The organism is Aliiglaciecola lipolytica E3 (assembly GCF_000314975.1).
Taxonomy (GTDB): domain Bacteria; phylum Pseudomonadota; class Gammaproteobacteria; order Enterobacterales; family Alteromonadaceae; genus Aliiglaciecola; species Aliiglaciecola lipolytica.
In genome coordinates, this window is record NZ_BAEN01000036.1 from 84,285 (window position 1) to 108,235 (window position 23,951).

General features: G+C 40.0%; 19 protein-coding genes. 12 read left to right on the top strand and 7 right to left on the bottom strand.

What is annotated here, in order from left to right:
• Positions 1-244: 244 nt before the first annotated feature.
• From tig to GLIP_RS08600, 6 genes are all read left to right on the top strand, one after another.
• A complete protein-coding gene (gene tig, locus GLIP_RS08575; RefSeq protein WP_008844215.1) occupies positions 245-1,555 on the top strand; it encodes a trigger factor in 1,311 nt (436 codons plus the stop codon).
• Positions 1,556-1,645: 90 nt separating this feature from the next.
• Positions 1,646-2,275 carry an ATP-dependent Clp endopeptidase proteolytic subunit ClpP gene (gene clpP / locus GLIP_RS08580; protein ID WP_008844216.1) on the top strand — a complete coding sequence of 210 codons (630 nt, stop codon included), beginning with the start codon at positions 1,646-1,648 and terminating at the stop codon, positions 2,273-2,275.
• A 99-nt stretch (positions 2,276-2,374) separates the two neighbouring features.
• Complete coding sequence (gene clpX, locus GLIP_RS08585; RefSeq protein WP_008844217.1) at positions 2,375-3,652, top strand: ATP-dependent protease ATP-binding subunit ClpX; 1,278 nt, start codon at positions 2,375-2,377, stop codon at positions 3,650-3,652.
• 298 nt (positions 3,653-3,950) lie between these two features.
• Entirely contained in the window at positions 3,951-6,317 is a 2,367-nt protein-coding gene (gene lon / locus GLIP_RS08590) for an endopeptidase La (protein ID WP_008844219.1), read from the top strand.
• 236 nt (positions 6,318-6,553) lie between these two features.
• On the top strand, positions 6,554-6,826 hold the full coding sequence (gene hupB, locus GLIP_RS08595; protein ID WP_008844220.1) for a nucleoid-associated protein HU-beta: 273 nt from the start codon (positions 6,554-6,556) through the stop codon (positions 6,824-6,826).
• Positions 6,827-7,014: 188 nt separating this feature from the next.
• Positions 7,015-8,901 carry a SurA N-terminal domain-containing protein gene (locus tag GLIP_RS08600; RefSeq protein ID WP_008844221.1) on the top strand — a complete coding sequence of 629 codons (1,887 nt, stop codon included), beginning with the start codon at positions 7,015-7,017 and terminating at the stop codon, positions 8,899-8,901.
• Between the two features lie 43 nt (positions 8,902-8,944).
• Here the strand turns inward: GLIP_RS08600 and GLIP_RS21400 are convergent, their stop codons facing one another.
• From GLIP_RS21400 to GLIP_RS08620, 4 genes are read right to left on the bottom strand one after another with little or no spacing between them, the layout of a single operon-like run.
• Positions 8,945-10,993, bottom strand: coding sequence for a type IV pilus modification PilV family protein (locus GLIP_RS21400; RefSeq protein ID WP_008844222.1), 2,049 nt, complete (start codon positions 10,991-10,993; stop codon positions 8,945-8,947).
• Positions 10,993-12,069 carry a hypothetical protein gene (locus GLIP_RS08610; RefSeq protein ID WP_153886302.1) on the bottom strand — a complete coding sequence of 359 codons (1,077 nt, stop codon included), beginning with the start codon at positions 12,067-12,069 and terminating at the stop codon, positions 10,993-10,995. The genes GLIP_RS21400 and GLIP_RS08610 overlap by 1 nt, the downstream gene beginning before the upstream one ends.
• Positions 12,070-12,100: 31 nt before the next feature.
• Positions 12,101-12,733, bottom strand: coding sequence for a prepilin-type N-terminal cleavage/methylation domain-containing protein (locus tag GLIP_RS08615; RefSeq protein WP_008844224.1), 633 nt, complete (start codon positions 12,731-12,733; stop codon positions 12,101-12,103).
• Complete coding sequence (locus GLIP_RS08620) at positions 12,727-13,281, bottom strand: GspH/FimT family pseudopilin (protein ID WP_161602044.1); 555 nt, start codon at positions 13,279-13,281, stop codon at positions 12,727-12,729. The genes GLIP_RS08615 and GLIP_RS08620 overlap by 7 nt, the downstream gene beginning before the upstream one ends.
• A gap of 110 nt (positions 13,282-13,391) precedes the next feature.
• Here GLIP_RS08620 and GLIP_RS08625 point away from each other — a divergent pair, with 110 nt between their 5' ends.
• Positions 13,392-13,754 carry a type IV pilin protein gene (locus tag GLIP_RS08625; RefSeq protein ID WP_008844226.1) on the top strand — a complete coding sequence of 121 codons (363 nt, stop codon included), beginning with the start codon at positions 13,392-13,394 and terminating at the stop codon, positions 13,752-13,754.
• Between the two features lie 324 nt (positions 13,755-14,078).
• Here GLIP_RS08625 and GLIP_RS08635 read toward each other — a convergent pair whose 3' ends face one another.
• From GLIP_RS08635 to rpsT, 3 genes are all read right to left on the bottom strand, one after another.
• On the bottom strand, positions 14,079-15,797 hold the full coding sequence (locus GLIP_RS08635; RefSeq protein WP_008844228.1) for a GNAT family N-acyltransferase: 1,719 nt from the start codon (positions 15,795-15,797) through the stop codon (positions 14,079-14,081).
• A gap of 175 nt (positions 15,798-15,972) precedes the next feature.
• The gene (locus tag GLIP_RS08640) at positions 15,973-16,773 is read right to left on the bottom strand and encodes a UDP-2,3-diacylglucosamine diphosphatase (protein WP_008844229.1); all 801 of its coding nucleotides are present in this window, start codon (positions 16,771-16,773) and stop codon (positions 15,973-15,975) included.
• 238 nt (positions 16,774-17,011) lie between these two features.
• Positions 17,012-17,272, bottom strand: a complete 261-nt coding sequence (gene rpsT / locus GLIP_RS08645) for a 30S ribosomal protein S20 (protein ID WP_008844230.1) — start codon at positions 17,270-17,272, stop codon at positions 17,012-17,014.
• A 214-nt stretch (positions 17,273-17,486) separates the two neighbouring features.
• Here rpsT and murJ point away from each other — a divergent pair, with 214 nt between their 5' ends.
• The 5 genes from murJ (at position 17,487) to fkpB (ending at position 23,949) form a co-directional block, all read left to right on the top strand.
• Positions 17,487-19,055, top strand: a complete 1,569-nt coding sequence (gene murJ / locus GLIP_RS08650; protein ID WP_008844231.1) for a murein biosynthesis integral membrane protein MurJ — start codon at positions 17,487-17,489, stop codon at positions 19,053-19,055.
• A 188-nt stretch (positions 19,056-19,243) separates the two neighbouring features.
• Positions 19,244-20,170 carry a bifunctional riboflavin kinase/FAD synthetase gene (gene ribF, locus GLIP_RS08655; RefSeq protein ID WP_008844232.1) on the top strand — a complete coding sequence of 309 codons (927 nt, stop codon included), beginning with the start codon at positions 19,244-19,246 and terminating at the stop codon, positions 20,168-20,170.
• A gap of 30 nt (positions 20,171-20,200) precedes the next feature.
• The gene (ileS, locus tag GLIP_RS08660) at positions 20,201-23,026 is read left to right on the top strand and encodes an isoleucine--tRNA ligase (protein WP_008844233.1); all 2,826 of its coding nucleotides are present in this window, start codon (positions 20,201-20,203) and stop codon (positions 23,024-23,026) included.
• On the top strand, positions 23,019-23,531 hold the full coding sequence (lspA, locus tag GLIP_RS08665) for a signal peptidase II (RefSeq protein WP_040522451.1): 513 nt from the start codon (positions 23,019-23,021) through the stop codon (positions 23,529-23,531). The genes ileS and lspA overlap by 8 nt, the downstream gene beginning before the upstream one ends.
• Positions 23,518-23,949: an FKBP-type peptidyl-prolyl cis-trans isomerase gene (gene fkpB, locus GLIP_RS08670; RefSeq protein ID WP_008844235.1), complete on the top strand. Its 432-nt coding sequence runs from the start codon at positions 23,518-23,520 to the stop codon at positions 23,947-23,949. Before lspA ends, fkpB begins: the two co-directional genes overlap by 14 nt.
• The last annotated feature ends 2 nt before the right edge of the window (positions 23,950-23,951 follow it).

Here is a 23,951-nt window from a genome sequence, read left to right on the forward strand (position 1 = left end):
ATAGTTTATCAATTTACAAATATGCCATTTCAGACGAACTAAAATTGATTTTTACCCTCGACTATGTAGCCCTCAGCCTGTATACTGCCGCGTCTTTTTTAACCGAGGTGGGCTAACAAAGTCCGCAAAATGTGGCGGTGTTGATACATTAAATAGCAACTTATTTTTTCTTTAGTTAAAAGCTATTTATCAATCGCTGCGAGTTCGAATTACGCGTTATGTGACGCATAGTTGAGGTATAATAATGCAAGTGTCAGTCGAGACGACTCAAGGCCTAGAACGCCGTTTAACTATTTCTGTTCCTGCTGATTCTATTGATTCAGCGGTAAAATCACGTTTACAACAGTTGGCTAAAACCCAGCGTATTAATGGATTCCGCCCTGGTAAAGTACCAGTAGCTGTAATCAAAAAACGCTTTGGTCAAGCTGTTCGCCAAGAAGTTGCTGGTGAAGCCATGCAACGTAATTTCTACGAAGCTGTAGTTCAAGAAAAATTGAATCCAGCTGGAATGCCCCGTTTTGAATTGAAAAAAGACGTGGACGGTGAAGATTTGGAGTTTGTTGCTTCTTTTGAAATCTATCCAGAATTAGAAGTTCAAGGTATCGACAAAATCAAAATTGAAAAACCAGTTGTAGAAATTAGTGATAAAGATCTCGACAACATGATGGACACACTTCGCAAGCAACACGCAGACTGGAAAGAAGTTAAGCGTAAAGCGAAGAAAGATGACCGCGTAACAATTAATTTCGTTGGTACTATTGATGGTGAAGAATTTGACGGTGGAAAAGCAGAAGACTTTCCCCTTGAATTAGGTAAAGATCGCATGATCCCTGGCTTCGAAAAACCGCTTGTAGGCGCGAAGAAAGGTGAAGAAGTGATTTCTGAAGTGACTTTCCCAGAAGATTATCATGCTGAAAATCTAAAAGGTAAGGAAGCTAAGTTCACAATTACTGTGACTAAAGTTGAAGGTTTAGAGTTACCTAAAGTAGACGAAGAATTTGCGAAATTATTCGGTATTCAAGATGGTGATATCGAAGCGCTTAAAACTGAAGTTCGCAAAAATATGCAACGTGAACTTGATCAAACACTAAAAGCTAAATTAAAAGAAGACGTGATTGCTGGTTTATTAGAGCAAAATAGCATTGATGTGCCTAAAGCGCTTCTTGATCAAGAAGTTGAAGCATTACGTGAACAAGCTAAGCAGCGTTTCCAACAGCAATCTGGCGGTAACAGCGCGAACATGCCTGAACTTCCAGCGGACTTGTTTGAAGAAAATGCTAAGCGCCGTGTATCTATTGGTCTAATTTTAGGCGAAATTATCAAAACCAATGAAATCAAAGTAGATGATGCAAAAGTTGAACAATTAATTGAAACAACAGCATCAGCCTATGAAGATCCAAGTGAAGTTATTGAATATTATAAAACCAATAACGAATTACTACAGCAAATTCAAAACGTTGCGCTTGAAGAACAAGCGGTTGAATGGGTTCTGACTCAAGCTAAAGTTAAAGATGTTAACAAAGCTTTTGACGACATCATGAACAAACAACAGTAATTTCCACCTTTGGTAATTGACTTCAATAGTCAGCTCCTGATTAAATGCTCGGTAACTACCGAGCATTTTCATTTTTAAAGAATTAAATTTATGTTGAATAATCCGATCGATCCACTCAATGCACTTGTCCCCATGGTTGTAGAACAAACGGCGAAGGGTGAGCGTTCTTACGATATCTATTCTAGACTACTAAAAGAAAATGTTATTTTCTTAGTGGGCCAGGTAGAAGATCACATGGCTAATCTAATTGTGGCGCAAATGTTATTTTTAGAAGCTGAAAACCCAGAAAAAGATATATTTTTATATATAAATTCACCAGGCGGTTCTGTTACGGCAGGAATGGCCATATATGATACAATGAACTTTATCAAACCAGATGTGAGTACTGTCTGTGTTGGTCAAGCGGCGAGTATGGGCGCATTTTTATTATCAGGTGGTGCGAAAGGAAAACGTTACTGTTTACCTAATTCGCGAGTAATGATCCATCAACCGTTAGGTGGTTTTCAAGGACAAGCATCTGATTTTGAAATTCATGCGAAAGAAATCCTGTCTATTAAAGAGAAGTTAAATCGTTTGATGGCAGAGCATACTGGACAGGACTATGAAAAAGTAGCTCGTGATACGGACAGAGATAACTTTTTAAGCGCTTCTGAGTCAAAAGAGTACGGGTTAATCGACCAAGTGTTGACAAATAGAGCTGATGCGCTAAAAACAAAATAGAAATTAAAGTAGTATATCGCTTAACTTTTGATGTAAGTTCGGGATTAAAGTGATTTAACCCCACGGCGATGTAACGAAATTGGAAGAGGCAATGGTTAAATGAGTGATAAGCAAAACACAGACGGCGACAATAAGTTATTGTATTGCTCGTTCTGCGGTAAGAGTCAGCACGAAGTGCGAAAACTTATTGCAGGACCTTCAGTGTTCATTTGCGACGAATGTGTCGAACTATGCAATGATATTATTCGTGAAGAAATTAAAGAAATTTCGCCTAAGAAAAAGCAAGACGCACTACCTAAGCCTAAAGAGATTCATGCTCATCTTGATGAGTATGTGATTGGGCAGGAACACGCCAAAAAAGTGTTGTCTGTTGCAGTTTATAATCATTACAAACGACTTAGAAGCGGCGATGTGCACGAAGGGATTGAATTAAGCAAAAGTAATATTTTGCTAATCGGCCCAACGGGTAGCGGTAAAACGTTGCTCGCAGAAACGCTTGCTAGGTTGTTGGACGTACCTTTCACCATGGCTGATGCCACAACGCTAACCGAAGCCGGTTATGTGGGTGAGGATGTTGAAAATATCATTCAGAAGTTACTGCAAAAATGTGATTATGACGTTGAAAAAGCGCAACGTGGTATTGTTTATATTGATGAAATAGACAAAATCTCAAGAAAATCTGATAACCCTTCAATTACCCGAGATGTTTCAGGTGAAGGTGTTCAACAGGCCTTGTTGAAGCTTATTGAAGGAACGATTGCTTCGGTACCTCCGCAAGGTGGACGTAAGCACCCGCAACAAGAGTTTTTGCAGGTAGATACGTCTAAAATCTTGTTTATTTGTGGTGGCGCATTCGCTGGCTTAGATAAAGTGATTGAACAACGCGCAGCGGTTGGTTCAGGTATCGGCTTTGGAGCGACTGTTAAAAACAAAGACGACAAAAAAGCGTCTAACGAATTATTTAAAAAAGTAGAGCCAGAAGATCTAGTAAAATACGGTTTGATTCCTGAGTTTATAGGTCGTTTACCTGTGTTAACTAGCTTAGAAGAACTCAGTGAAGATGCGTTGATTCAAATTCTTCAAGAACCGAAAAATGCGTTAACCAAGCAATATGGTGCGCTTTTCGCTATGGAAGATACAGAATTAGAATTCCGTGACGACGCTTTACACGCTATTGCTAACAAAGCAATGCAACGTAAAACGGGTGCTCGAGGATTACGCTCTATCGTTGAAGGGGTATTATTGGAAACCATGTATGACCTACCTTCTATGACGGGCGTAAGTAAAGTTGTCATTGATGAAACAGTGATCAAAGGCGAGTCTAATCCCATTTTGATTTACGACAGCAGCACTGATAAAAAAGCAGCGGCTGAATAAATTTTTGAAATATCTAAGGCTCTTCGGAGCCTTTTTTGTATCTAATGCTTCTTTATTTCGATATCCTAAAATTAGTCAATTTAATACGCTTGGCAACCTTGTCACAATCCTTTGATTATCAATTAGCAATTAATAAACGAATAAATTAACTTTGTTTAACCTATTGATAAATATAGATAATGATATAATCAGAACAACATTTTACGTTAGCTTGGTGTTATTTAATTGAACTTTACAGGGTTAGCCCCATATACATAAGCATTACCTTTCTAGCAGTTAACAAAAAACGAGATGTAGCATGACAGATGAGCGAGTTGATCGCATTGAAATGCCAGTATTGGCATTGCGTGATGTGGTGGTGTATCCCCACATGGTTATTCCATTGTTCGTTGGCAGAGAAAAGTCTATCCGTTGTCTTGAAGCGGCCATGGATAAAGATAAACAGATTTTTTTGGTTGCCCAGAAAGATGCAGGTGTAGATGAGCCTGAAACCGACGATGTATATGAAGTCGGCACCATCGCAACAATATTACAGCTTCTGAAATTGCCTGACGGTACCGTAAAGGTATTGGTTGAAGGGAATGTCAGAGGGAAAATACAAACGTTTTTACAGACAGAAGAATTCTTTGTAGCCGAAGTTTTACGCACGGACGAACAGGACGTGGCTGAAAACGAACAAGAAGTATTGATTCGTTCAGCTATTTCGCAGTTTGAAGGGTATGTAAAACTGAATAAAAAAATACCACCCGAAGTACTTACTTCACTAAGTGGTATTGAAGAAGCAGCAAGACTGGCTGATACCATGGCTGCACATATGCCATTAAAACTGTCTGAAAAACAAAAAGTTCTCGAAATGGAAAGCGTCAATGAGCGTTTAGAGTACTTAATGGCATTGATGGAAAATGAAATTGATTTGCTTCAAGTTGAGAAAAAAATCCGTACTCGGGTTAAGAAGCAAATGGAAAAAAGCCAGCGCGAGTATTATTTAAACGAGCAAATGAAAGCCATTCAAAAGGAGTTGGGTGAATTAGACGAAGCACCTGATGAGTTTGATGCGCTCGCTAAGAAAATTGATGAAGCTAAGATGCCTGAAGAGGCAAAAGAAAAAGCCACTGCGGAATTACGTAAGCTTAAAATGATGTCGCCGATGTCAGCTGAAGCAACCGTAGTGCGTAGTTATATTGATTGGTTAGCAAATGTGCCATGGCATAAACGCAGTGTGGTTAAAAAAGATTTAGCTAAAGCAGACGACATTCTTGATTCGGACCACTATGGTTTGGAAAAAGTAAAAGAAAGAATTATCGAATATTTAGCCGTTCAGCAACGAGTTAAAAAGCTCAAAGGACCTATTTTATGTTTAGTAGGACCGCCAGGTGTTGGTAAGACATCGCTTGGCCAGTCGATTGCAAAGGCTACTGGTCGTAAATACGTTAGGATGGCACTCGGTGGTGTTCGCGATGAAGCTGAAATTCGTGGTCATAGGCGGACTTACATCGGTTCAATGCCTGGTAAATTAATCCAGAAAATGGCAAAAGTGGGGGTTAAGAACCCGCTATTTTTACTCGACGAAATCGATAAAATGTCATCTGATATGCGAGGCGATCCGTCTTCAGCTTTGTTAGAAGTATTAGACCCAGAGCAAAATGGTACCTTTAGCGATCATTATCTAGAAGTTGATTATGATCTGTCTGATGTCATGTTCGTCGCTACGTCAAACAGCATGAATATTCCTGGTCCGTTATTAGACCGTATGGAAGTGATTCGTTTATCTGGCTATACCGAAGACGAAAAACTCAATATCGCAACGCGACATTTAGTTGAGAAACAAATGTCCAGAAACGGACTTAAAAAAGGTGAATTAGTTATCGAAGATTCCGCAATTATTGGAATTATTCGGTATTACACACGCGAAGCTGGCGTGCGTAGTTTGGAGCGTGAAATCTCTAAAATTTGCCGTAAAGCAGTAAAGAATATTTTGCTGGATAAATCCGTTAAACAAGTGCAGGCGAATCAGGAAAACTTAAAAGACTTCCTAGGAGTACAGCGCTTTGATTACGGTAAAGCGGAAGGAAATAATCAAATCGGTCAGGTCACCGGGTTAGCTTGGACCTCGGTTGGAGGTGATTTGTTAACCATTGAAACCACCTCTGTACCAGGAAAAGGCAAAACGACCTTTACGGGGTCTTTGGGTGATGTCATGCTTGAGTCGATTAAAACCGCGATGACGGTGGTAAGAAGTCGAGCTGAAAAATTACGTATTAATGAAGATTTCCATGAAAAACGTGATATCCATGTGCATGTTCCTGAAGGTGCGACACCAAAAGATGGGCCAAGTGCCGGTATTGCAATGTGTACAGCGTTGGTTTCGTCTCTAACCGGTAACCCGGTTAAAGCTGAAGTCGCAATGACTGGAGAAATCACGTTGCGCGGAGAAGTGTTAGCAATTGGTGGTCTAAAGGAAAAATTATTGGCTGCTCACCGTGGCGGAATAAAGACAGTTGTCATTCCAAAAGACAATGAAAGAGACTTAGAAGAGATTCCAGAAAACGTTAAGCAAGACCTCGATATTCATGCCGTGCAATGGATTGACGAAGTTTTGAACTTGGCTTTACAGGAAAATCCTGAAGGTTTTAGCACACAAACAGTGCAAGAGAAGAAAAAATAGCCAATTGCGGCTATTTTTTTTATTTTTTTTGGGGTTTGGGGCTTCACTAAGTTAAAAGATATGTTAGCCTTTATCACAGTTTCGTCAGAAGCCTTATCACAAAAGGGATTGCGACGATTCATTAATGTTAATTAATTGTAAAGCAATGCTTGAACTTAAATATCAGGCTTGTTATAACGTTACCGCAACAAATGGTTTGCGGAACAATAAATAAAAACAAATAAAGGGGATCTATTGTGAACAAGTCTCAACTAATCGATAGTATTGCTGCTGGTGCAGACATTTCTAAAGCAGCTGCTGGTCGTGCTCTTGATTCATTTACCGATGCAGTTACTGCAGCTCTTAAAGATGGCGATCAAGTAGCGCTAGTTGGCTTTGGTACATTCTCAGTTCGTGAGCGTTCAGCTCGCAGTGGTCGTAACCCGCAAACTGGTGAAACAATCCAGATTGCTGCAGCGAAAGTACCTTCTTTCAAAGCTGGTAAAGCACTGAAAGACTCTTGTAACTAAGAATTTTAGTAATTTGAAAAAGGGCGATGAGTGATCATCGCCCTTTTTGTTTGCATACAATATGTATTACTTGGGTATATCACTGGTGATCAACCCGTTTTTCACGGTATAATCCTGCCGCTTTATTCCCGTAGCTTAAGTTTTGCATACGGTTGAGTTCATTAGTCCGTCGGAGAGAAAAGACGCATATGTTGGAAAAAATTAGAGAAGGATCGCAGGGCACTTGGGCAATTGTGATCCTAGGGTTAGTTATTTTAAGTTTCGTCTTCGCGGGCGTGGGTGGTTACGTTTCTTCATCAGGCAATGCTGCTGCATCTGTTAATGGGAGTGAGATATCTCAATCTACATTTGATCGCGCTTATCAAAATGAACGTGCCAGAATGGAAGCTCAATATGGAGAGAGTTTTAGCATTCTAGCCGCTGATTCAAGTTACTTGAATCAGTTTCGTCGAAGCGTGTTGGACCGTTTAATTGCCGATAAATTGATGGAACAGGCTGCTGAAGAATTAGGCTTACGAGTAAGCGACGCACAAATACGCGAGCGTATTGCTAATATGCCAGAATTCCAGGTCGGACAATCATTCGATAATGAACGATTTAAAGCAACGTTACGTCAAGTTGGTTTTCAACCTAGTACATTTAAAGACTATTTACGTAGCGAAATGACTCGTCAACAAATCGTTGCTGCGTTATTAGGTAGCGAGTTTAGTCTTGAATCTGAAGCGTCAAAGGTATTGGCATTGCAGTTACAGACTAGAGATATTCAATATGTCACAGTGCCTTCAGAGGATTTTGTCTCTTCTGTCGTGATTACTGAGCAAGATATTGAAGTCTATTATCAGCAAAATTTAGCGCAGTTCGATACGCAGGAAAAAGTCAGTTTAGAATATATTGAACTAAATGCTGACGATCTAATGGCTGATATCGAAGTCACTGAACAAGAAATCGAAGATTTATATAACAATTCTTCAAATGATTTTCAGACTGATGAGCAAAGACGAGTATCTCTAATTCTTATCGAGTTTGGTGAAGATGAAGACGCGGCCCGTGCTAAAGCTAACGAGACCCTTGCACGTGTTAGAAGTGGAGAAGACTTTGCTGATGTGGCAGCAGAAGTGTCAGACGATGCTTTCTCCGCTGAAAATGGTGGGGATTTAAACTACATTGCTCGTGGTGATATGGATCCTGAATTTGAAGAAGCTGCGTTTGAACTTGAAAATGTCGGTGATGTTACTGATATTGTAGAGTCCGAGTTTGGTTTGCAAATTATTAAATTGACGGAAATTAAAGATCAACAAGTCATTGCATTTGATGAAGTTAAAGACGCTTTAGCAGAGCAAATCAAACGTGAAAAAGCGGTTGAAGAATTTTTTATCCTACAAAACAAAGCAGCTGAATTAGCGTTTGAAATGCCTAATGGGCTACAAGAGGTTGCCGAAGCTTTAAATACCACGGTTAAAACTACAGAGTTGTTTTCTGAAAATACAGCACCTGCTGCGGTATCTAATCCGTTAGTTTTGAATCAGGCTTTCTCGGCTGAACTCATTGAAGACAAAGTGAATAGTGAAGTCATATCAATTGGCGAAAACCATGCAATGATAATTAGAGTTAAGCAGCATGAACCTGAGCGTACTAAGTCTTTAGATGAAGTTAAGCCCGTAATAATCACACAACTTTCCGATGAGAAAGAGCAGGATTTGGCCAAAGCTTGGGCACAAACATTATTAACAGAACTAAACCAAGGTAATGATATTTCTGAGCAATTGTCTGAGAAAAACTTAGGTTGGGAACTGCAATCAGGCGTAGCTCGCTTTGGTGGTGAAATACCGGCTGCTATTGTCGAAAAAGTGTTTCAGTTATCCCCAAATTCTGACGCTAATAAAGCGGTAGTGGAGTTGGCAAATGGTGATGTTGCTTTAGTTCAACTAAACAATGTAAATCAATCAGACGACATGCCAGCTGACCAATTAGCAGCAATGCAACAACGATTAGGGCAGTTGCAATCTCAAACTGAAATTGCAAATCTTATCGAAGCGTTAAAAGTAGATGCTGATATACAGGTTTATATTCAATAACCTGAATGTCGAACTTTTAAAAAGCCAGCTTTGCTGGCTTTTTTTATGTGCCATTCTTAAACTCAACTATTAACCAATAGTCAGAAAATGAAGTTGACTGCACTGGCTGGGCTATTTCGAGCTCTGCTCCCATGATCATTTTCTTATCTTTATTCCTCCAAGAAAATGATACTTCTGAATCTAATTTTTCAGCATCGATTTGGATACTACCTTGCCAATTTTTAGGCAAGTCAGAGCAATTAATAAAACTTGTGTTTGGCGGAGTCAGTACTTCAACATTACAATTAGCCTGCTTATTTTGAATAAACACTTGTAGTCTAGTAAGTTGTGCATATTGCTGTTCACTACAAGCTTGCTGCAACTCGTTTTTAGTTGAGATACAGAAAATACTGATTACTAACCCTACTGTTGGCTTATTTGAGTTTCTATAGCTAATCTTCAATTCCAAAGAATCTTCCAATCGACGCTGTTTTAAATTATAGGGTGAAATAGGAGGGGTACCGATTAGTCCTTCATTACCGCTTATTAGATTGCTTGATATTTGACTACTGCCTACTTTTAATGCAATCAACCGGCCGCGGCTAAAAGAAGCAAATCTATCATTAAGCGGTTCAAATACCATGTCCGTGGGTTCATTTGAAATCCAGGCTAAATCACTGTCGTGACTACGCCAAGAAGCTTGTAACCTTGTATCGAGGTCGTAAAAGGGAATTAGCTCATACCATTGTGTATCGCCGTCTAGTATCCTTTGCGTAATTTTGGATTTGTCGTCGCTTCTAAGTGGCTCGATGTAAATACTCCGATGACTCAATTGAGTTGCTGCTGGAGACATTGATATGCTTTTTTCAAAAGGGGATTGCGGTAGTGTTTTTTGTAGAAAATGACTTTTAAGCACTTCTAACACAAAGCTTTGATATTGGGCTTTTTGATCTTGACCTAATTGACTGTCAGGCAAGACGATGGTTTTTATAGAATGGATATCAGCTAATATTTGGTAGTCACCATCAATGCGCTGGAATCGACATATTTCATCATATTTTTCTCCTGATCTTAAAGCCTGTATATAGCTTCCATCATTTTGTAACTTGTAGTGTTTATGGGCAGCATTACCTTCTTTTCTATAAAATTGTTGGCTTTCGAGCATGGCGTCATTGTCATGATGATCACGGCAGCAACTATCACACAAATTAGTTTGATTCGGTTCAGCGATACCAGTTATTTTATTTAGCCATTGTCCTTCACGCATTTCTATGGCGTTGTCTATTATCCCAATTTGAGTTGGCGTTTTTCCCATATCTACGCCAGCTAAAGAACATTTACATTGCACAATTGCTATCTCTTTTTTCTCAACTAATGTCTTTGCCTTGTTATTATCACGGTATTTAAACGTGTTGAATGAACTGAAATTTTGCTGCTGAGCAATTGTCAATGGCATGCTGGCTTGTACGATGCCGTCTGTTAATTTCTGTTTAAATGGGTTTTTATAAACCTCTTCAGGTGCGAGTACTTGCGCTGTTAATTCAATATCCGGTGATTGGTTAAAAGCGTGAATGCTTCTATTTAAGGAAATTGGCGCAATGACAGTGTGTAATTCGTAACGTTCCGTGTTTCCATTATCCGCTATCCATTCAACGCTAATATTGACCTCTTTTCTATCGGGTAAAAGTGATAAAGGAGTAGGTGCGTTTGGGTCATCTTTTGTCACCCATTTATCTGCTACTCCATCATCATCTGTATCGACAAAATATTGGTCAACAACCTGCCAATGTTGTTCAAATTTAAACTTGATTTCATGCTGTAAATTGTCAATTACTTCAATTTCACCCGCTTGAGATTTACCGCCCTGATCGTTAGCTATTTCCTGAAAGCTGTTACCGTTATCGTTTATTTGATTGTGTTCAAAATACCTGAGTTCCTCTATTTTTTGTTTGGCAATTTGCATAGCCATTTCACGTAACTTTAATGCTTGATCATTTTCTACAATTCGACTTTGCATAGTCGCAAAGCCAGTTATACCTATGATTAATATCAGCGATGCGATCATCACTTCAATCAGAGAAAAGCCATGTTGTCGTTTAGGGATTAAAATCATCAGAAATTACGCCAACTATTAGGAACATAAGCTGTGCGCCAATTGACAGACGCATTTTGTATATTTTCCAAAACCTTATGGTCAAACTGAATGTATAAAGGTTGCCCGTTGAAATTAACAGATTCTGTAGCGACTAGAGCGCCTCTTAACATGGCATTTTCGCTAACATTGACGTTGGCTGCCAGAATTGACTGGTAAGGTGTTAACAAGATCACTAGGCCGATCACTTGTGAGTTTTCAACAAGAGTCAAATTTCCATCTTCAACAACTAACATAACTGGGGTGTCTGATGAGCCCACAATTGTATCCTTTTCGATTTTACAGTCCCCACGAATCCAAATTAGAGATGAACTCATGTTATTTAGGCTCTGACAGTGAGAGAGTTGTTGCGCTTCATCGAAGAGTTGATTTCTATTGTTAACCGATAAATTAGTTAAATAAGCAAATATATCGTTAGGAAAAAGTGCAGGAGAATCAACGATATCTAAGCCTTTGTATTGCTGACTCCTCATACTAGATACTTCGCAATTACCTTGCTTATGTTCGTATTGCCCGCAACTGGTCAGGTTTAAGTCGTTTAAATTAATATTTTGCGAAGTCCAAAGTGAGACTGGCAGTCCTTGTCCTGCTCCATTAGGGTTTACCACTAGAATAAGATGGTTTTCAATTGAAATTGATTGTCCGACTAAAAGGGGAGAGCTGGGCAGTATACGAATGATGGGGTAGGTGATAACGTGCTGAGCAATAAAGTTGGAGGCAAGTTGATGCGCTGATTTCCCAGTAGATGCAATTTCGATGATTCGTAATTTATTGTCAAATCGGTCACTTTGAATTGCTTGCATGGTTGCTAAGTATTGGCCCCGATCTGGAATATTAGCGTTCAGTTGTTGAAAATTACCCTGCGGGTTTTGGCTTAGCTTAGTCAGCATTTGAAATGAACCTAAAGACGCCATGTTTTCAGCGTCTATTTTGTTTTGGATATTTGAACCTATGGTATGTTTAGTCAAACTAATCTTGGCAGAATAAAACGCCACCGTAGAGGTCAGTATCAGCAATAATGTCACGCTGAGCAGCATTATTGCACCGCGTTGATTTGTGCAATTGAAGTTAGTCATTTTTAGCCTGCGGACTATGCACAAAGACGACTCGATTCAGCTGTATAGAGTACTTTTTATGACGTTTTGCCTTGGCAATTATCTGGATTTCGATACCAATTGCGGTGGCAGATTTGAAGATAATATTGAATTCTAGCTGTTCAACATTAGTGACACTTGAGTCAGTTAAATCTTGCCATCCGCCAGCATTGCAACTTGCCCCATTCTGACGCATTTCAATGGCACTGTTATGTAACCGAAACCCATAATTTTCGTTATTTTCTGCTTGGTTAAATTGCCCATTTTGATCTTTGTCATACCTATACAGTATGCAACTGTTGGCTTTTTCCTGAGGGTGTTTTGAAATTTTAATTGGGGTTAAAAATGTGTCAGAAAAGAGTTTTGGTTGATTGACGGCAGTGGCAATATCGGCATTAAATCCGGCACGTTTTATATCATTACTAATCAAGTTAGCAACGGTATTGATTTCTTCATTCAGTCGCATGTTAATTGAATAGTGGCTGCTGTTGGCTGCGGCGGTGCCGACGAACGAGGTTAAACCCGCAATGGCGCTTAACCCTATCGCCATAGCAATTAGTAGTTCAATTAACGAAAATCCTGTAGAGAAAGCGCGTGAATTTAACATTTTTGGAAAGCACCTAGTTTACCTTGCTGCATGCAAATTCGAACTCGGCCTAAATTACTGACAATCAATTTTGCAGTTTCGTTTCCGTTGCTAAATACCCCTGTTCCGGCATTACCAATAGCTGTACCTCTGACGCCATCGAATACGATAGTTTGATCTTTGCCCATTGTAGTATCGGAAATCTTGACTTGGGGGTAGTCTAAAGCGGAAATACGATATTCTATATTATCTACAGTACAAGCAGATTTAACTTGGCAGTTGCAAGGGCCGGTATCACTAAGAGCAATGCACCAATCACTCCCTTTTTGAAACTGCGCGGTCACACTGTTATGTTGACTAATTGCCGTTGAACGCGCTTGTTGAAGTAAAAAGTAACTTGTCTGCAAGGTTCCTTTTAGTTGTTGGTGCTGCAACATCTGAATAATGGAAGGAGCGCCTAAGGTTGCAAGGAGCATTATGACTGACAGCACTATCATTATTTCAAGTAGCGTCAATCCACGCTGAAAAGACCCACTAAGATAGTTTGTAGCGCGTATAGTTTTGCTCACATTTCCGTCCTTTTTAAGTGATTTTTGCACTTTCAATACCTCTTGAAATTTTCCGTGTGCTTTACTGATACTGAGTATAAGAAATATTTTTAGTAATGGAGTACAGTTTTATGAGCAAGGGAATGAGCTTGATCGAACTCATGATATGTTTAGCAGTCGTTGCCATTTTGGCAGTGGTTTCCGGCAGCGTTTTTAGTGATAATATTTTAAAATCACGTAGGCAAAGTGCACAGAATGAATTGTTGCAGCATACGTTGTTGCAAGGACAGTACCGGTTAAGTCATGGTCGATATGGTAATGCAGAAGAACTAGGTTTAGAAAGCTCGGAGCATTATTTGTTTACTGTGGAAGTGGATAGAGGACGTACTTTTACTTTCTCTGCAATTGCACGAAATGATCAAATAAAAGATACACAATGCCGTAAATTTACGATCAATCAATCGATGCAGCGCTTTCCTAGAAAATGTTGGTAAAACAAAAGGATAAAGTGAACTTCGGTGTGCTAAAAGAGTAGCGTTAGGACAAAGTAAGTTGCCGCTATACCCACCGAAATGACAAGAATTTTTATAAACCCTTTTTTGCCGTCATCTAAACTATACCCATGGGTTTTTAAGTAAATAATCCATATTAAAAATAACGCAATGGGGATCAAAAATAAAAAACGCAGCAAACTATGACTCCTGATTTCGGCTGTGAGCTAGCTTAATGGATAAGATAGCTCAAGTTACCCGTAAAGATAAAGGGATTCAGAAGCAATATCAATGTTGAATTGATTAGTTAAGGTTCAATTGCCCAATTTAGCTGGCCTTTTTCAATTGTTGTTGTAGATACCGTTGTTGCTTTTTGGATTTCATTTTAGCTATATCTCCTAAAACTAATCCATCAATACAATCATTAAAATCAGGGTCAATATTGAAATCTAAAAACTGTAAACCGTTGTCGTCGTATGTTTCTGAGTACTGCTTATATAAAGTAGGTACCAGCATTCCCATGTTAGCTAAAAGAAGTTTCAGGGTGGTAAAGTCTTCTTTATAGTTTTTCCCGGTAAAGGGGGACATTAACTCTTCATTTACCTCATATGGCAATTTAGATTGCGCTAGGTTTTCCTGAGGGGGAAAGTACAGCTGATAAAATTGGACTATGATGCTCTTAGCGGCACTGGGATATGAATTGCTTAAACTTACAGGACCAAATAGATATCGGTATTGAGGGTTTTTTTGTATAAAAGCACCAATTCCATACCATAAATAATCGAGGCTACGTCTTCCCCAATATCGTGGCTGCACAAAACTCCGGCCAAGCTCTAAGCCTTGCTCGAAGTAGCTACTCATATTCTCATTATAATTGAATAAAGTGCTTGAATAGAGTCCGTTAACCCCATGCTCTTTAATGATCTTTTTAGCGTCACCAATACGATATGCACCCGCAATTTCCAAATCATCTGTATCCCACAAAATAAGTTGCAAGTAGTGATTGTCAAAGCGATCTATATCGCGTCGACGATTACTTCCTTCGCCTACCGCTCTAAAAGCTACTTCGCGTAGCCGTCCGATTTCACGCATAATTGGCGATGATTTACTGTATTGATATAAATAAATCAATTTACCATCGCTAGTTTCACCTAATAATTCACATTCTGTCTTTATCGCTTTTGATAAGGTTTTTCGGTCTTCAGGTAACGCTATGGCGGTTTGCGTTTTATACACGCCACGCTTTCCAGATGCGATTTTATATAGGTGTTTCTTGAACAACTTAACGTGTTGATTCTTTGAAAAAGTATTATTATTGTAAGATTCAACCGGTACAATCTCGCCTATTCTTATCGGCAAATGCTTGCGCCGTTGCTTAAACATTTCTTGCACTAATAAAGCCGTGGCTAATGGTTTGTAAAGCATCGAAACGCCGTAAAAAAGCGGTGAATTCTTAGCATCAATAAATGCCGGTAAAATAGGTGAATTGGTGGTTCGTGCTATTTTTAAGAAGCCTGAATTCCAACGTGTATCTCTAATGCCTTGGGGGCGTAAGCGTGACACTTCGCCCGCAGGGAAAATTAAAACTGCACCTTCTTGTTTAAGGTGTTGATGAATATTTTGCAAGTGCTCTTTCGGGGTACCACCTTGCATGTTGTTGACCGGTAAGAGCATATCTTGTAACGGACCCAACGTCATAAGCATTTGATTGGCTACAACTTTTACGTCAGGCCTAACTTCACATAATAATTTTAATAAAGCTAAAGCGTCGAGTGAACCTATGGGGTGGTTAGCGATAACAACTACGCGTCCAGAACTTGGAATTCTTTCTTTTTCAATGTCTCTTACAGAGTAGCTAATATTAAAATATTCCAGTACTTGTTCAATAAAATCAATGCCTTGAATATTTGGATAGGCTTGTCCAAATTCCAACATTTCTTTTTCATGGAGTAAATGTCTTAAGGCAAATTGAAGCGGTTTGGAAATCCAGGGTTTGTTTTCTGCTTGGGGATAATGTTTTTTTATTACTTCTTCAACAGTGAACATAATCACACCTTAATGTGTCTCATTTTGGCGGATTCTACGTTGTGAATGTGACACTTTAACGCCACATTGGTTGCAAAATTGTGACATGACTTTGTTAACAGCATATTCATCACAACCCGCTAAAATTTGTCCATCAAATACTATTTGATGGACATTCCTAGTCCGAATTTTTAACTTATGCAGCTTGAGTATTCTTTGACTTTTCGTGAGTTTTGAGTGGGATTACATTCACGGATTCACTTCGCTTAGCCCAATAAATGAGCTGCAATTTGCCATCTTCGTTTTCCGTTAATGCAGAGCAGTTTTCGATCCAGTCCCCGTCATTAAAATAAGTCACGTCGCGTTTATAACAAATTTCAGGATGATGGATATGGCCACAAATTACGCCATCAAGTTGCATGCTGATGGCTCTTTCACAACAGGCATTTTTATATCTTTCGATTGCAAGGTTGGCGCCTTTAATGTGTTTTTTGATGTGGCCTGCCAAAGACCAATAGGGCTTACCGCGCATGTTTTGAATTCGGTTAAACCAGCGGTTTAAAAACAGCAGTAAATCGTATCCCTTATCACCAATCCAAGCATGTACAGGGCCAAAACACACTTCCTGATCAAATTGATCACCATGTAAAATAAGCATTTTTCTATTATCTTTAGTCAGATGTATTGCTTCACGTTGCACTTTAATGTGGCCAAACTCCATACCATTATATTTCTGTAATGGCTGATCATGGTTGCCAGGAAGATAAATTACCTCGGTTTTAGTTTGTGATATTTGCCAGATTTTATGCAGTACCTGATTGTGCGCTTCTGGCCAACGAAATTGCTTACTCATCGCCCACATATCGATAATATCACCCACCAAATATATGGTTTCGAATTCATGATTGGAAAGAAAATCGAGTAGATATTCTGCTTTGCAGTCTTTATTGCCTAAGTGAATATCTGACAACCAAACGGTTTTGTATTGTTTTTTCATGTGCGCACCATAAACGTAATGGATAAACCAAGTTAAGCATCGAGTTAATTGAATTTTGTTTATGGGTCTTAGAAGTTAATTGATAGTATTGACAGATTGGTGACGTTTATTTGAATAAATAATGACAATACTTAACAGTTCGATAGCGATAAAAAGTAAATAATATTGAAAAGACTAAATTGTAGACACAAAAAAAGCGCTTAAAGCGCTTTTTCTAATGCATCATAAAAACGCGTAATTATAAAGCTTTGATCTGTGCAGCAAGGCGGCTCTTATGACGAGCAGCTTTGTTTTTGTGGATCAAACCTTTGGTTGCCATACGGTCAAGCAAAGGAGTAGCTGTAGTGTAAGCAGCAGTAGCCGCTTCTTTATCACCAGCAGCAATAGCAGCAATTACCTTTTTAAGATAAGTACGAACCATTGAACGACGGCTAGCGTTATGCTGGCGACGCTTCTCAGCTTGGATTGCGCGTTTCTTAGCAGACTTAATGTTAGCCAAGTTGAAACTCCCGAAAAAAATCTAGTCAAAATTCAAGGGCGCAGATTGTGCCTATTCAGCTAGCTTTTGTCAAACAGTTTTGTCGGAATTATTGTTTTTTCCAGTCTGCATGTCTATTTTGCTTGTAATGAGGTGTGAGTATAGACTCGCTTCCACTTCATCACGCATAATAGATGGCAAGAAATTGGCCGGATATAGTGTAAGGGAATCATTTTTGTCAAAAAAGCTGCTTAAGTCTGGTGTGATTGTGTCTTTTATGACGTTTGTGTCGCGGATATTGGGCTTAATTCGAGATGTGGTCGTCGCTAATATGCTGGGTGCAGGGGCTGCGGCGGACGTATTTTTGGTTGCTAACAAAATCCCGAATTTTCTGCGTCGTCTATTTGCTGAGGGAGCTTTCGCTCAAGCTTTTATTCCTGTTCTTTCAGAGGTCAAAAGTGAAGGGGATAAAGAGCATCTAAAAATGTTCATCGCTAAAGTTTCAGGCACTTTAGGTGTGATTGTGACGATAGTGACGGTATTTGGGGTGATTGGCTCACCTTTAGTTGCTGCGCTGTTTGGAGCAGGGTGGTTTGTCGATTATCTTAATGACGGGCCACAAGCGGACAAATTCGAACCCTTTGCGCTGATGTTAAAGATTACCTTCCCCTATTTATTTTTTGTATCTTTAACCGGATTATCTGGTGCTGTACTCAATACACTGAATAAATTTGCAGTGGCTGCGTTTACGCCGGTACTGCTTAATGTCGCTATTATTAGTTGTGCATTGTATCTCTCCCCCCATTTTGAAAACCCAGAATTTGCGTTGGCTTGGGGAGTATTCTTAGGTGGAATGTTACAGCTCTTATTTCAAATTCCGTTTTTGTATCGAGCTGGCGTTTTAGTCAAACCTAAGTGGGCGTGGTCAGATCCAAAAGTACGCAAAGTGAGAAAACTGATGATACCGGCATTATTTGGCGTCTCGGTTAGTCAAATAAACTTGCTAATAGATACCATGATAGCCACCACGTTAATGACGGGTTCAGTAAGTTGGCTTTATTATTCAGACAGGTTGTTAGAATTTCCGTTGGGATTATTTGGAATCGCAATCGCGACTGTGATTCTTCCCACGTTATCAAAACAACATGTCAGTCAAGATAGACAATCTTTTAGCAATAGCATGGACTGGGCAATCAAAGTGGTTGTGTTACTTGGGGCACCAGCGGCAGCAGGATTGTTTGTGTTGGCAGAGCCAATGTTACTTACCATTTTTTATGGTGGTGCTTTTACCTTAGAGGATGCCACTAAGGCGTCTTATAGTTTAATGGCTTATGCCACTGGTTTGTTAAGCTTTATGTTGGTAAAAGTGTTAGCACCCGGTTTTTATTCTCGGCAAGATTTAAAAACCCCCGTGCGATACGGCATTTACTGCATGGTAGCCAATATCTTTTTTAACATTGCGCTGGCAATACCTTATGGTTATGTCGGTCTTGCAATTGCAACTGCGTTGTCAGCTACGCTGAACGCGACTTTGTTGTATGTGCAGTTACATCGGCTTGGGGTCTTCCAAATTACTGCCAATACCGGACTTTACTTAGCTAAAATCTTGATAGGCTGTGTGGTGATGGTTTCAGTGATTCAGTTTTTCAATGTTGATATTGCTGTTTGGCAAAGTATGGATACCCTTAATAAAGCGTTCGAATTGGGAAAACTCATTTTATTGGGATTCGTTTCTTTCGTAGTTACGTTACTGGTTGTTGGGGTGCGGACTAGCAGCTTTATTGGTACTCACAAAGTACAATAATACTTAACCGCGGCGATTATAGTTTGATTTAAAAGTGATAAAAGTGCTGCATATCTTGAGTTTTATGCTCGAAAGCATACTTTTCCTGTGATATCACTCCGATTGACTTTCTTTACGTGTGTAGTTCGTTATAATTCCCGCCTTTGAATAATGCATATTAATCACAAAAGGTTGATTAGAGGAAAGCAGTGGAATTGATCCGAGGTTTACACAACATCCGTGAAAAACACAAAGGGTGTGTGTTAACAATTGGCAAGTTTGATGGTGTGCATTTAGGTCATCAAGCGGTTTTGCGGAACTTGGTAATTCAGGCTAAAAATCTTGGCCTGCCTTCAACAGTGATGGTGTTTGAACCTCAACCAGAAGAAGTCTTTACACCTAATGATGCGCCAGCTCGTCTAAGTCGTCTGCGTGATAAATATGAACAGCTTCGGTTGTTAGGTGTTGATCGTTTATTATGTATTAAATTTGATAAAGCGTTTGCTAGCCAATCTGCCCGCTATTTTATTGAACATTTATTAGTTGATAAATTAGGGATTAAGTTTTTGGTAGTAGGTGACGACTTTCGATTTGGCAAAGACCGCCAAGGAGATTTTGCATTATTGCAAAGAAAGTCTGAACAGTATGCATATCAAGTGGTCAGTACTCAGAGCTTTCGACGCAAAGATTGTCGAATTAGTTCTACAGAAATACGTGCAGCGTTGGCCAATGGCGATTTTAACGAGGCGCAAGCGATGTTAGGGCGACCTTTTGCTATTGCTGGTAAAGTTGTACATGGTGAGAAACGTGGGAGAACCATTGGATTTCCTACAGCCAATGTTTTGCTAAAACGTTGCAAAACGCCAATAAATGGAGTTTTTGCAGTGAAAGTTAGAACTGGTGACGCATATCTTAATGGTGTTGCCAATGTAGGCGTACGTCCAACTGTGGATGGAGTACGCTCTCAACTTGAAGTATATATATTTGATTTTAATAGCCAAATATATGGTCAGTACATTCAAGTAGAATTTTATAAGAAGTTAAGAAATGAAATAAAGTTCGCATCGTTCGAACAGTTGAAAAAACAAATTGAGCTTGATGCACATGACGCCCGCCAGCTTTTGTGTATCGAATAAACAGAATTTTAGAATTGGATTTTAGCCTTAATGAGCGACTATAAACATACGTTGAATTTACCTGAAACCGAATTCCCAATGCGCGGTAATTTGGCTAATCGGGAACCGCAAATGCTGAAACAATGGACACAGAAAAAACTGTACCATGTGATTCGCGAGGCCAAAAAAGGTAAAACTCCTTTTGTTTTGCATGATGGCCCTCCATACGCAAACGGCGATATACATATCGGACATGCGGTGAATAAAATTCTTAAAGACGTGATTGTTAAGTCTAAAACCTTATCCGATTTTGATGCGCCTTATGTTCCAGGTTGGGATTGCCACGGTCTTCCAATCGAACTGCAGGTTGAAAAAAAGGTTGGCAAACCTGGCAAAAAAGTAACTGCTGCAGAATTTCGTCAAAAGTGTCGGGATTACGCTGAGCGTCAGATCGCAGGTCAAAAAAGTGATTTTATTCGTCTTGGTGTGTTAGGCGAGTGGGATAAACCTTACAAAACCATGGATTTCAGTTCTGAGGCGGATATTATTCGTGCGTTGGGCGGCATTGTGCGTTCTGGACATATGGAAAAAGGCTTTAAACCTGTTCATTGGTGTACTGATTGTGGTTCGGCTTTGGCGGAAGCTGAAGTGGAATATCAAGACAAACAATCACCATCGATTGATGTGCGTTTTGGTGCTGAAGATCAAGAAGCTGTGGTTGAAGCATTTAAACATCCTGAAGGACATGTTGGAGAAGGGCCTGTATCAGTCATAATCTGGACTACCACGCCTTGGACTTTGCCAGCTAATAGAGCGGTTTGTGTTAGTCCTAAGCTTGAATACACATTAGTGCAGGTTGAAGGCGAGAATCCAGAACGCTTCGTGATTGCTTCGGACTTGGTCAAATCCTGTATGGATCGCTTTGGTATAGAACATTATCATGCATTGGGTTATTGCCACGGTGATGCGCTTGAGAATCAGCGTATTTGGCATCCTTTTTATGACTTTACCGTTCCGTTAATTTTGGGAGACCATGTTACTACTGAATCAGGTACTGGTTGTGTACATACCGCGCCAGGACATGGTGTTGACGATTTCAATGTAGGCGCAAAATATGGACTAGAGGTGGCCAGCCCAGTTTGCGCAAACGGTGTATATTTACCAGGCACTGAACTATTCGAAGGCGAACATGTATTAAAAGCTAATGCGCATATTGTTGATGTGTTAGTTGAACATAAAGCGTTGGTTCACCACCATGCTTATACACACAGTTACCCGCACTGCTGGCGACATAAAACCCCGATTATTTTCCGTGCAACCCCCCAGTGGTTTATCAGTATGGATAAAAATGGTTTACGTCAGCAATCGTTAGCAGAAATTGCCAAAACTCAATGGATCCCTGAATGGGGCCAAAATCGTATTGAAAGCATGGTCGAAGGACGTCCAGATTGGTGTATATCTCGACAACGTACTTGGGGCGTTCCTATTGCTTTGTTTGTTCACAAAGATACTGGCGCATTGCACCCCAACACCGATGAACTACTTGAAAAAGTAGCAAAACTGGTTGAACAACACGGAATTCAGGCTTGGTGGGATATCGATACACCAGCATTTTTAGAAGATGAAGATACCGAGTACGTAAAAGTATCTGATACCTTGGACGTTTGGTTTGACTCTGGTGTGACTCATCATTTCGTCGTTGATAGTCGAGACGATATTCCGGCATCAGCCGATTTGTATTTAGAAGGTTCAGACCAACACCGTGGATGGTTTATGTCGTCATTGATGACCAGTGTGGCTGAGAAAGGCCGCGCTCCATACAAGCAGGTGTTGACGCATGGCTTTACCGTAGACGGTGACGGCAAAAAGATGTCTAAATCGATTGGTAATACAGTAGCGCCGCAGGAAGTGATTAATAAACTTGGTGCAGATATTTTGCGTCTTTGGGTAGCATCTACTGATTATCGAAGCGAAATTGCTGTTTCAGATGAAATCTTAAAACGCTCAGCAGATTCTTATCGCCGTATTCGTAATACAGCTCGATTCTTATTGGCTAATTTGAATGGCTTTAACCCCGAAACAGATTTAGTCGCGTTTGATGAACTTGTAGAGTTAGACAAGTGGGCGGTCGGGCGCGCAGCTGAAATTCAAAAAGATATTATTCAGGCCTATGAAAAGTATGATTTATTGGTGGTTTGCCAAAAAATGATGCAGTTCTGCTCAATAGAAATGGGTAGTTTTTACCTTGATATTATCAAAGACAGACAATATACCGCCAAAGCCGACGGACATGCACGACGTTCTTGTCAAACAGCCTTGTACCATATTGTTGAAGCACTTGTGCGCTGGATGGCTCCAGTAACTAGCTTTACTGCACAGGAGCTTTGGCAAGAGATGCCGGGCAAACGAGATGAATTTGTGTTTACCGGTACTTGGTATGACGGTCTGCCTAAGCAGGCTGCGCAAGGCAGTTTCGATAATAGCTTTTGGCTAAAAGTACTGGCTGTAAAAGAACAGGTCAATCGAGCACTAGAACAGCAACGTAAAGATGGTAAGTTAGGTGCTTCACTGGAAGCAAAAGTGACCTTGTACGCTAGTAAAGAGCTCGCCGAAAAACTAACTCAGTTACAAGACGAATTACGCTTTGTTTTGATCACCTCTGCTGCGAAAGTGGTTGAAGTGACCGCTAAACCAGAAAATGCAATCGACACTGAAATTTCAGACTTATGGTTAGATATTGTTAAGTCAGAAGATGCGAAGTGTGTTCGTTGTTGGCATTACCGAGAAGATGTAGGCGCGGATGCCGAGCACCCTGAGCTATGTCATCGCTGTGTTGATAATGTTGAAGGTGCTGGTGAGTCAAGACAATATGCTTAATTTATTGACGCAAACAGGCTTACGCTTTTTATGGCTGGCGTTGCTGACATTGATATTAGATCAATGGAGTAAACATGCGGTTCTTGCTGGAATGGAATTGTACCAATCTATCCAGATTACGCCGTTCTTTAATTTAACACACACACGTAATTACGGGGCCGCCTTTAGCTTTTTAAATGATGCTAGTGGATGGCAACGATGGATGTTTACAGCAATAGCTGTGGTCGTCAGCGTAGTTATTCTACGTTGGTTAAAAGGGGCACCTAAACATCAAATTATGTTGCCCGTGGCTTTTAGTCTTATTTTAGGCGGCGCATTAGGCAATGTTTATGATCGTGTTGTATACGGTTATGTGGTTGATTTTTTGCACGTTTATTATCAACAATATGAATGGCCTGTATTTAATATTGCCGATAGTGCAATTTGTTTAGGAGCGTTTTTGTTGATTATCGACATGTTTAAAAACAAAGAACAAAATGGAGAGGCTGATAATGCTGGAAATTAATCAATCCAGTGTGGTTTTGATGCACTTTGATTTAAAGTTATCTGACGGTTCTGCTGCTGACAGTACGCGCGTCAATAATAAGCCGGCGAAGTTGCAAATGGGTGACGGTAGTTTAACAGCTAACTTTGAGGCGTGTTTGTTAGGATTAAAAGAAGGTGACAAAAAGTCATTTACCCTGCAAGCTGATGAAGCCTTCGGCATGCCAAATCCAGATAATATGCATCATATGGATAAGTCACGCTTTTCCGCTGAGACGCCTATTGAAGTCGGTACTATTATCGCATTTAGTCAACCAGATGGCAGTGAAATCCCCGGTATTATACGAGACATAGCGGGCGATTCAGTCACCGTAGACTTTAATCATCCTTTGGCCGGTCAAACCGTAATTTTTGATGTGGAGATCCTTAGCGTAAGCTAAGC

Bases quoted from the DNA above. Each gene is read 5' to 3' on its own strand.
- tig (WP_008844215.1), top strand. From the start codon at position 245: ATGCAAGTGTCAGTCGAGACGACTCAAGGCCTAGAACGCCGTTTAACT.
- clpP (WP_008844216.1), top strand. From the start codon at position 1,646: ATGTTGAATAATCCGATCGATCCACTCAATGCACTTGTCCCCATGGTT.
- clpX (WP_008844217.1), top strand. From the start codon at position 2,375: ATGAGTGATAAGCAAAACACAGACGGCGACAATAAGTTATTGTATTGC.
- lon (WP_008844219.1), top strand. From the start codon at position 3,951: ATGACAGATGAGCGAGTTGATCGCATTGAAATGCCAGTATTGGCATTG.
- GLIP_RS08600 (WP_008844221.1), top strand. From the start codon at position 7,015: ATGTTGGAAAAAATTAGAGAAGGATCGCAGGGCACTTGGGCAATTGTG.
- GLIP_RS21400 (WP_008844222.1), bottom strand. From the start codon at position 10,993: ATGATTTTAATCCCTAAACGACAACATGGCTTTTCTCTGATTGAAGTG.
- GLIP_RS08610 (WP_153886302.1), bottom strand. From the start codon at position 12,069: ATGCTGCTCAGCGTGACATTATTGCTGATACTGACCTCTACGGTGGCG.
- GLIP_RS08615 (WP_008844224.1), bottom strand. From the start codon at position 12,733: ATGTTAAATTCACGCGCTTTCTCTACAGGATTTTCGTTAATTGAACTA.
- GLIP_RS08625 (WP_008844226.1), top strand. From the start codon at position 13,392: ATGAGCAAGGGAATGAGCTTGATCGAACTCATGATATGTTTAGCAGTC.
- GLIP_RS08635 (WP_008844228.1), bottom strand. From the start codon at position 15,797: ATGTTCACTGTTGAAGAAGTAATAAAAAAACATTATCCCCAAGCAGAA.
- GLIP_RS08640 (WP_008844229.1), bottom strand. From the start codon at position 16,773: ATGAAAAAACAATACAAAACCGTTTGGTTGTCAGATATTCACTTAGGC.
- ileS (WP_008844233.1), top strand. From the start codon at position 20,201: ATGAGCGACTATAAACATACGTTGAATTTACCTGAAACCGAATTCCCA.
- lspA (WP_040522451.1), top strand. From the start codon at position 23,019: ATGCTTAATTTATTGACGCAAACAGGCTTACGCTTTTTATGGCTGGCG.
- fkpB (WP_008844235.1), top strand. From the start codon at position 23,518: ATGCTGGAAATTAATCAATCCAGTGTGGTTTTGATGCACTTTGATTTA.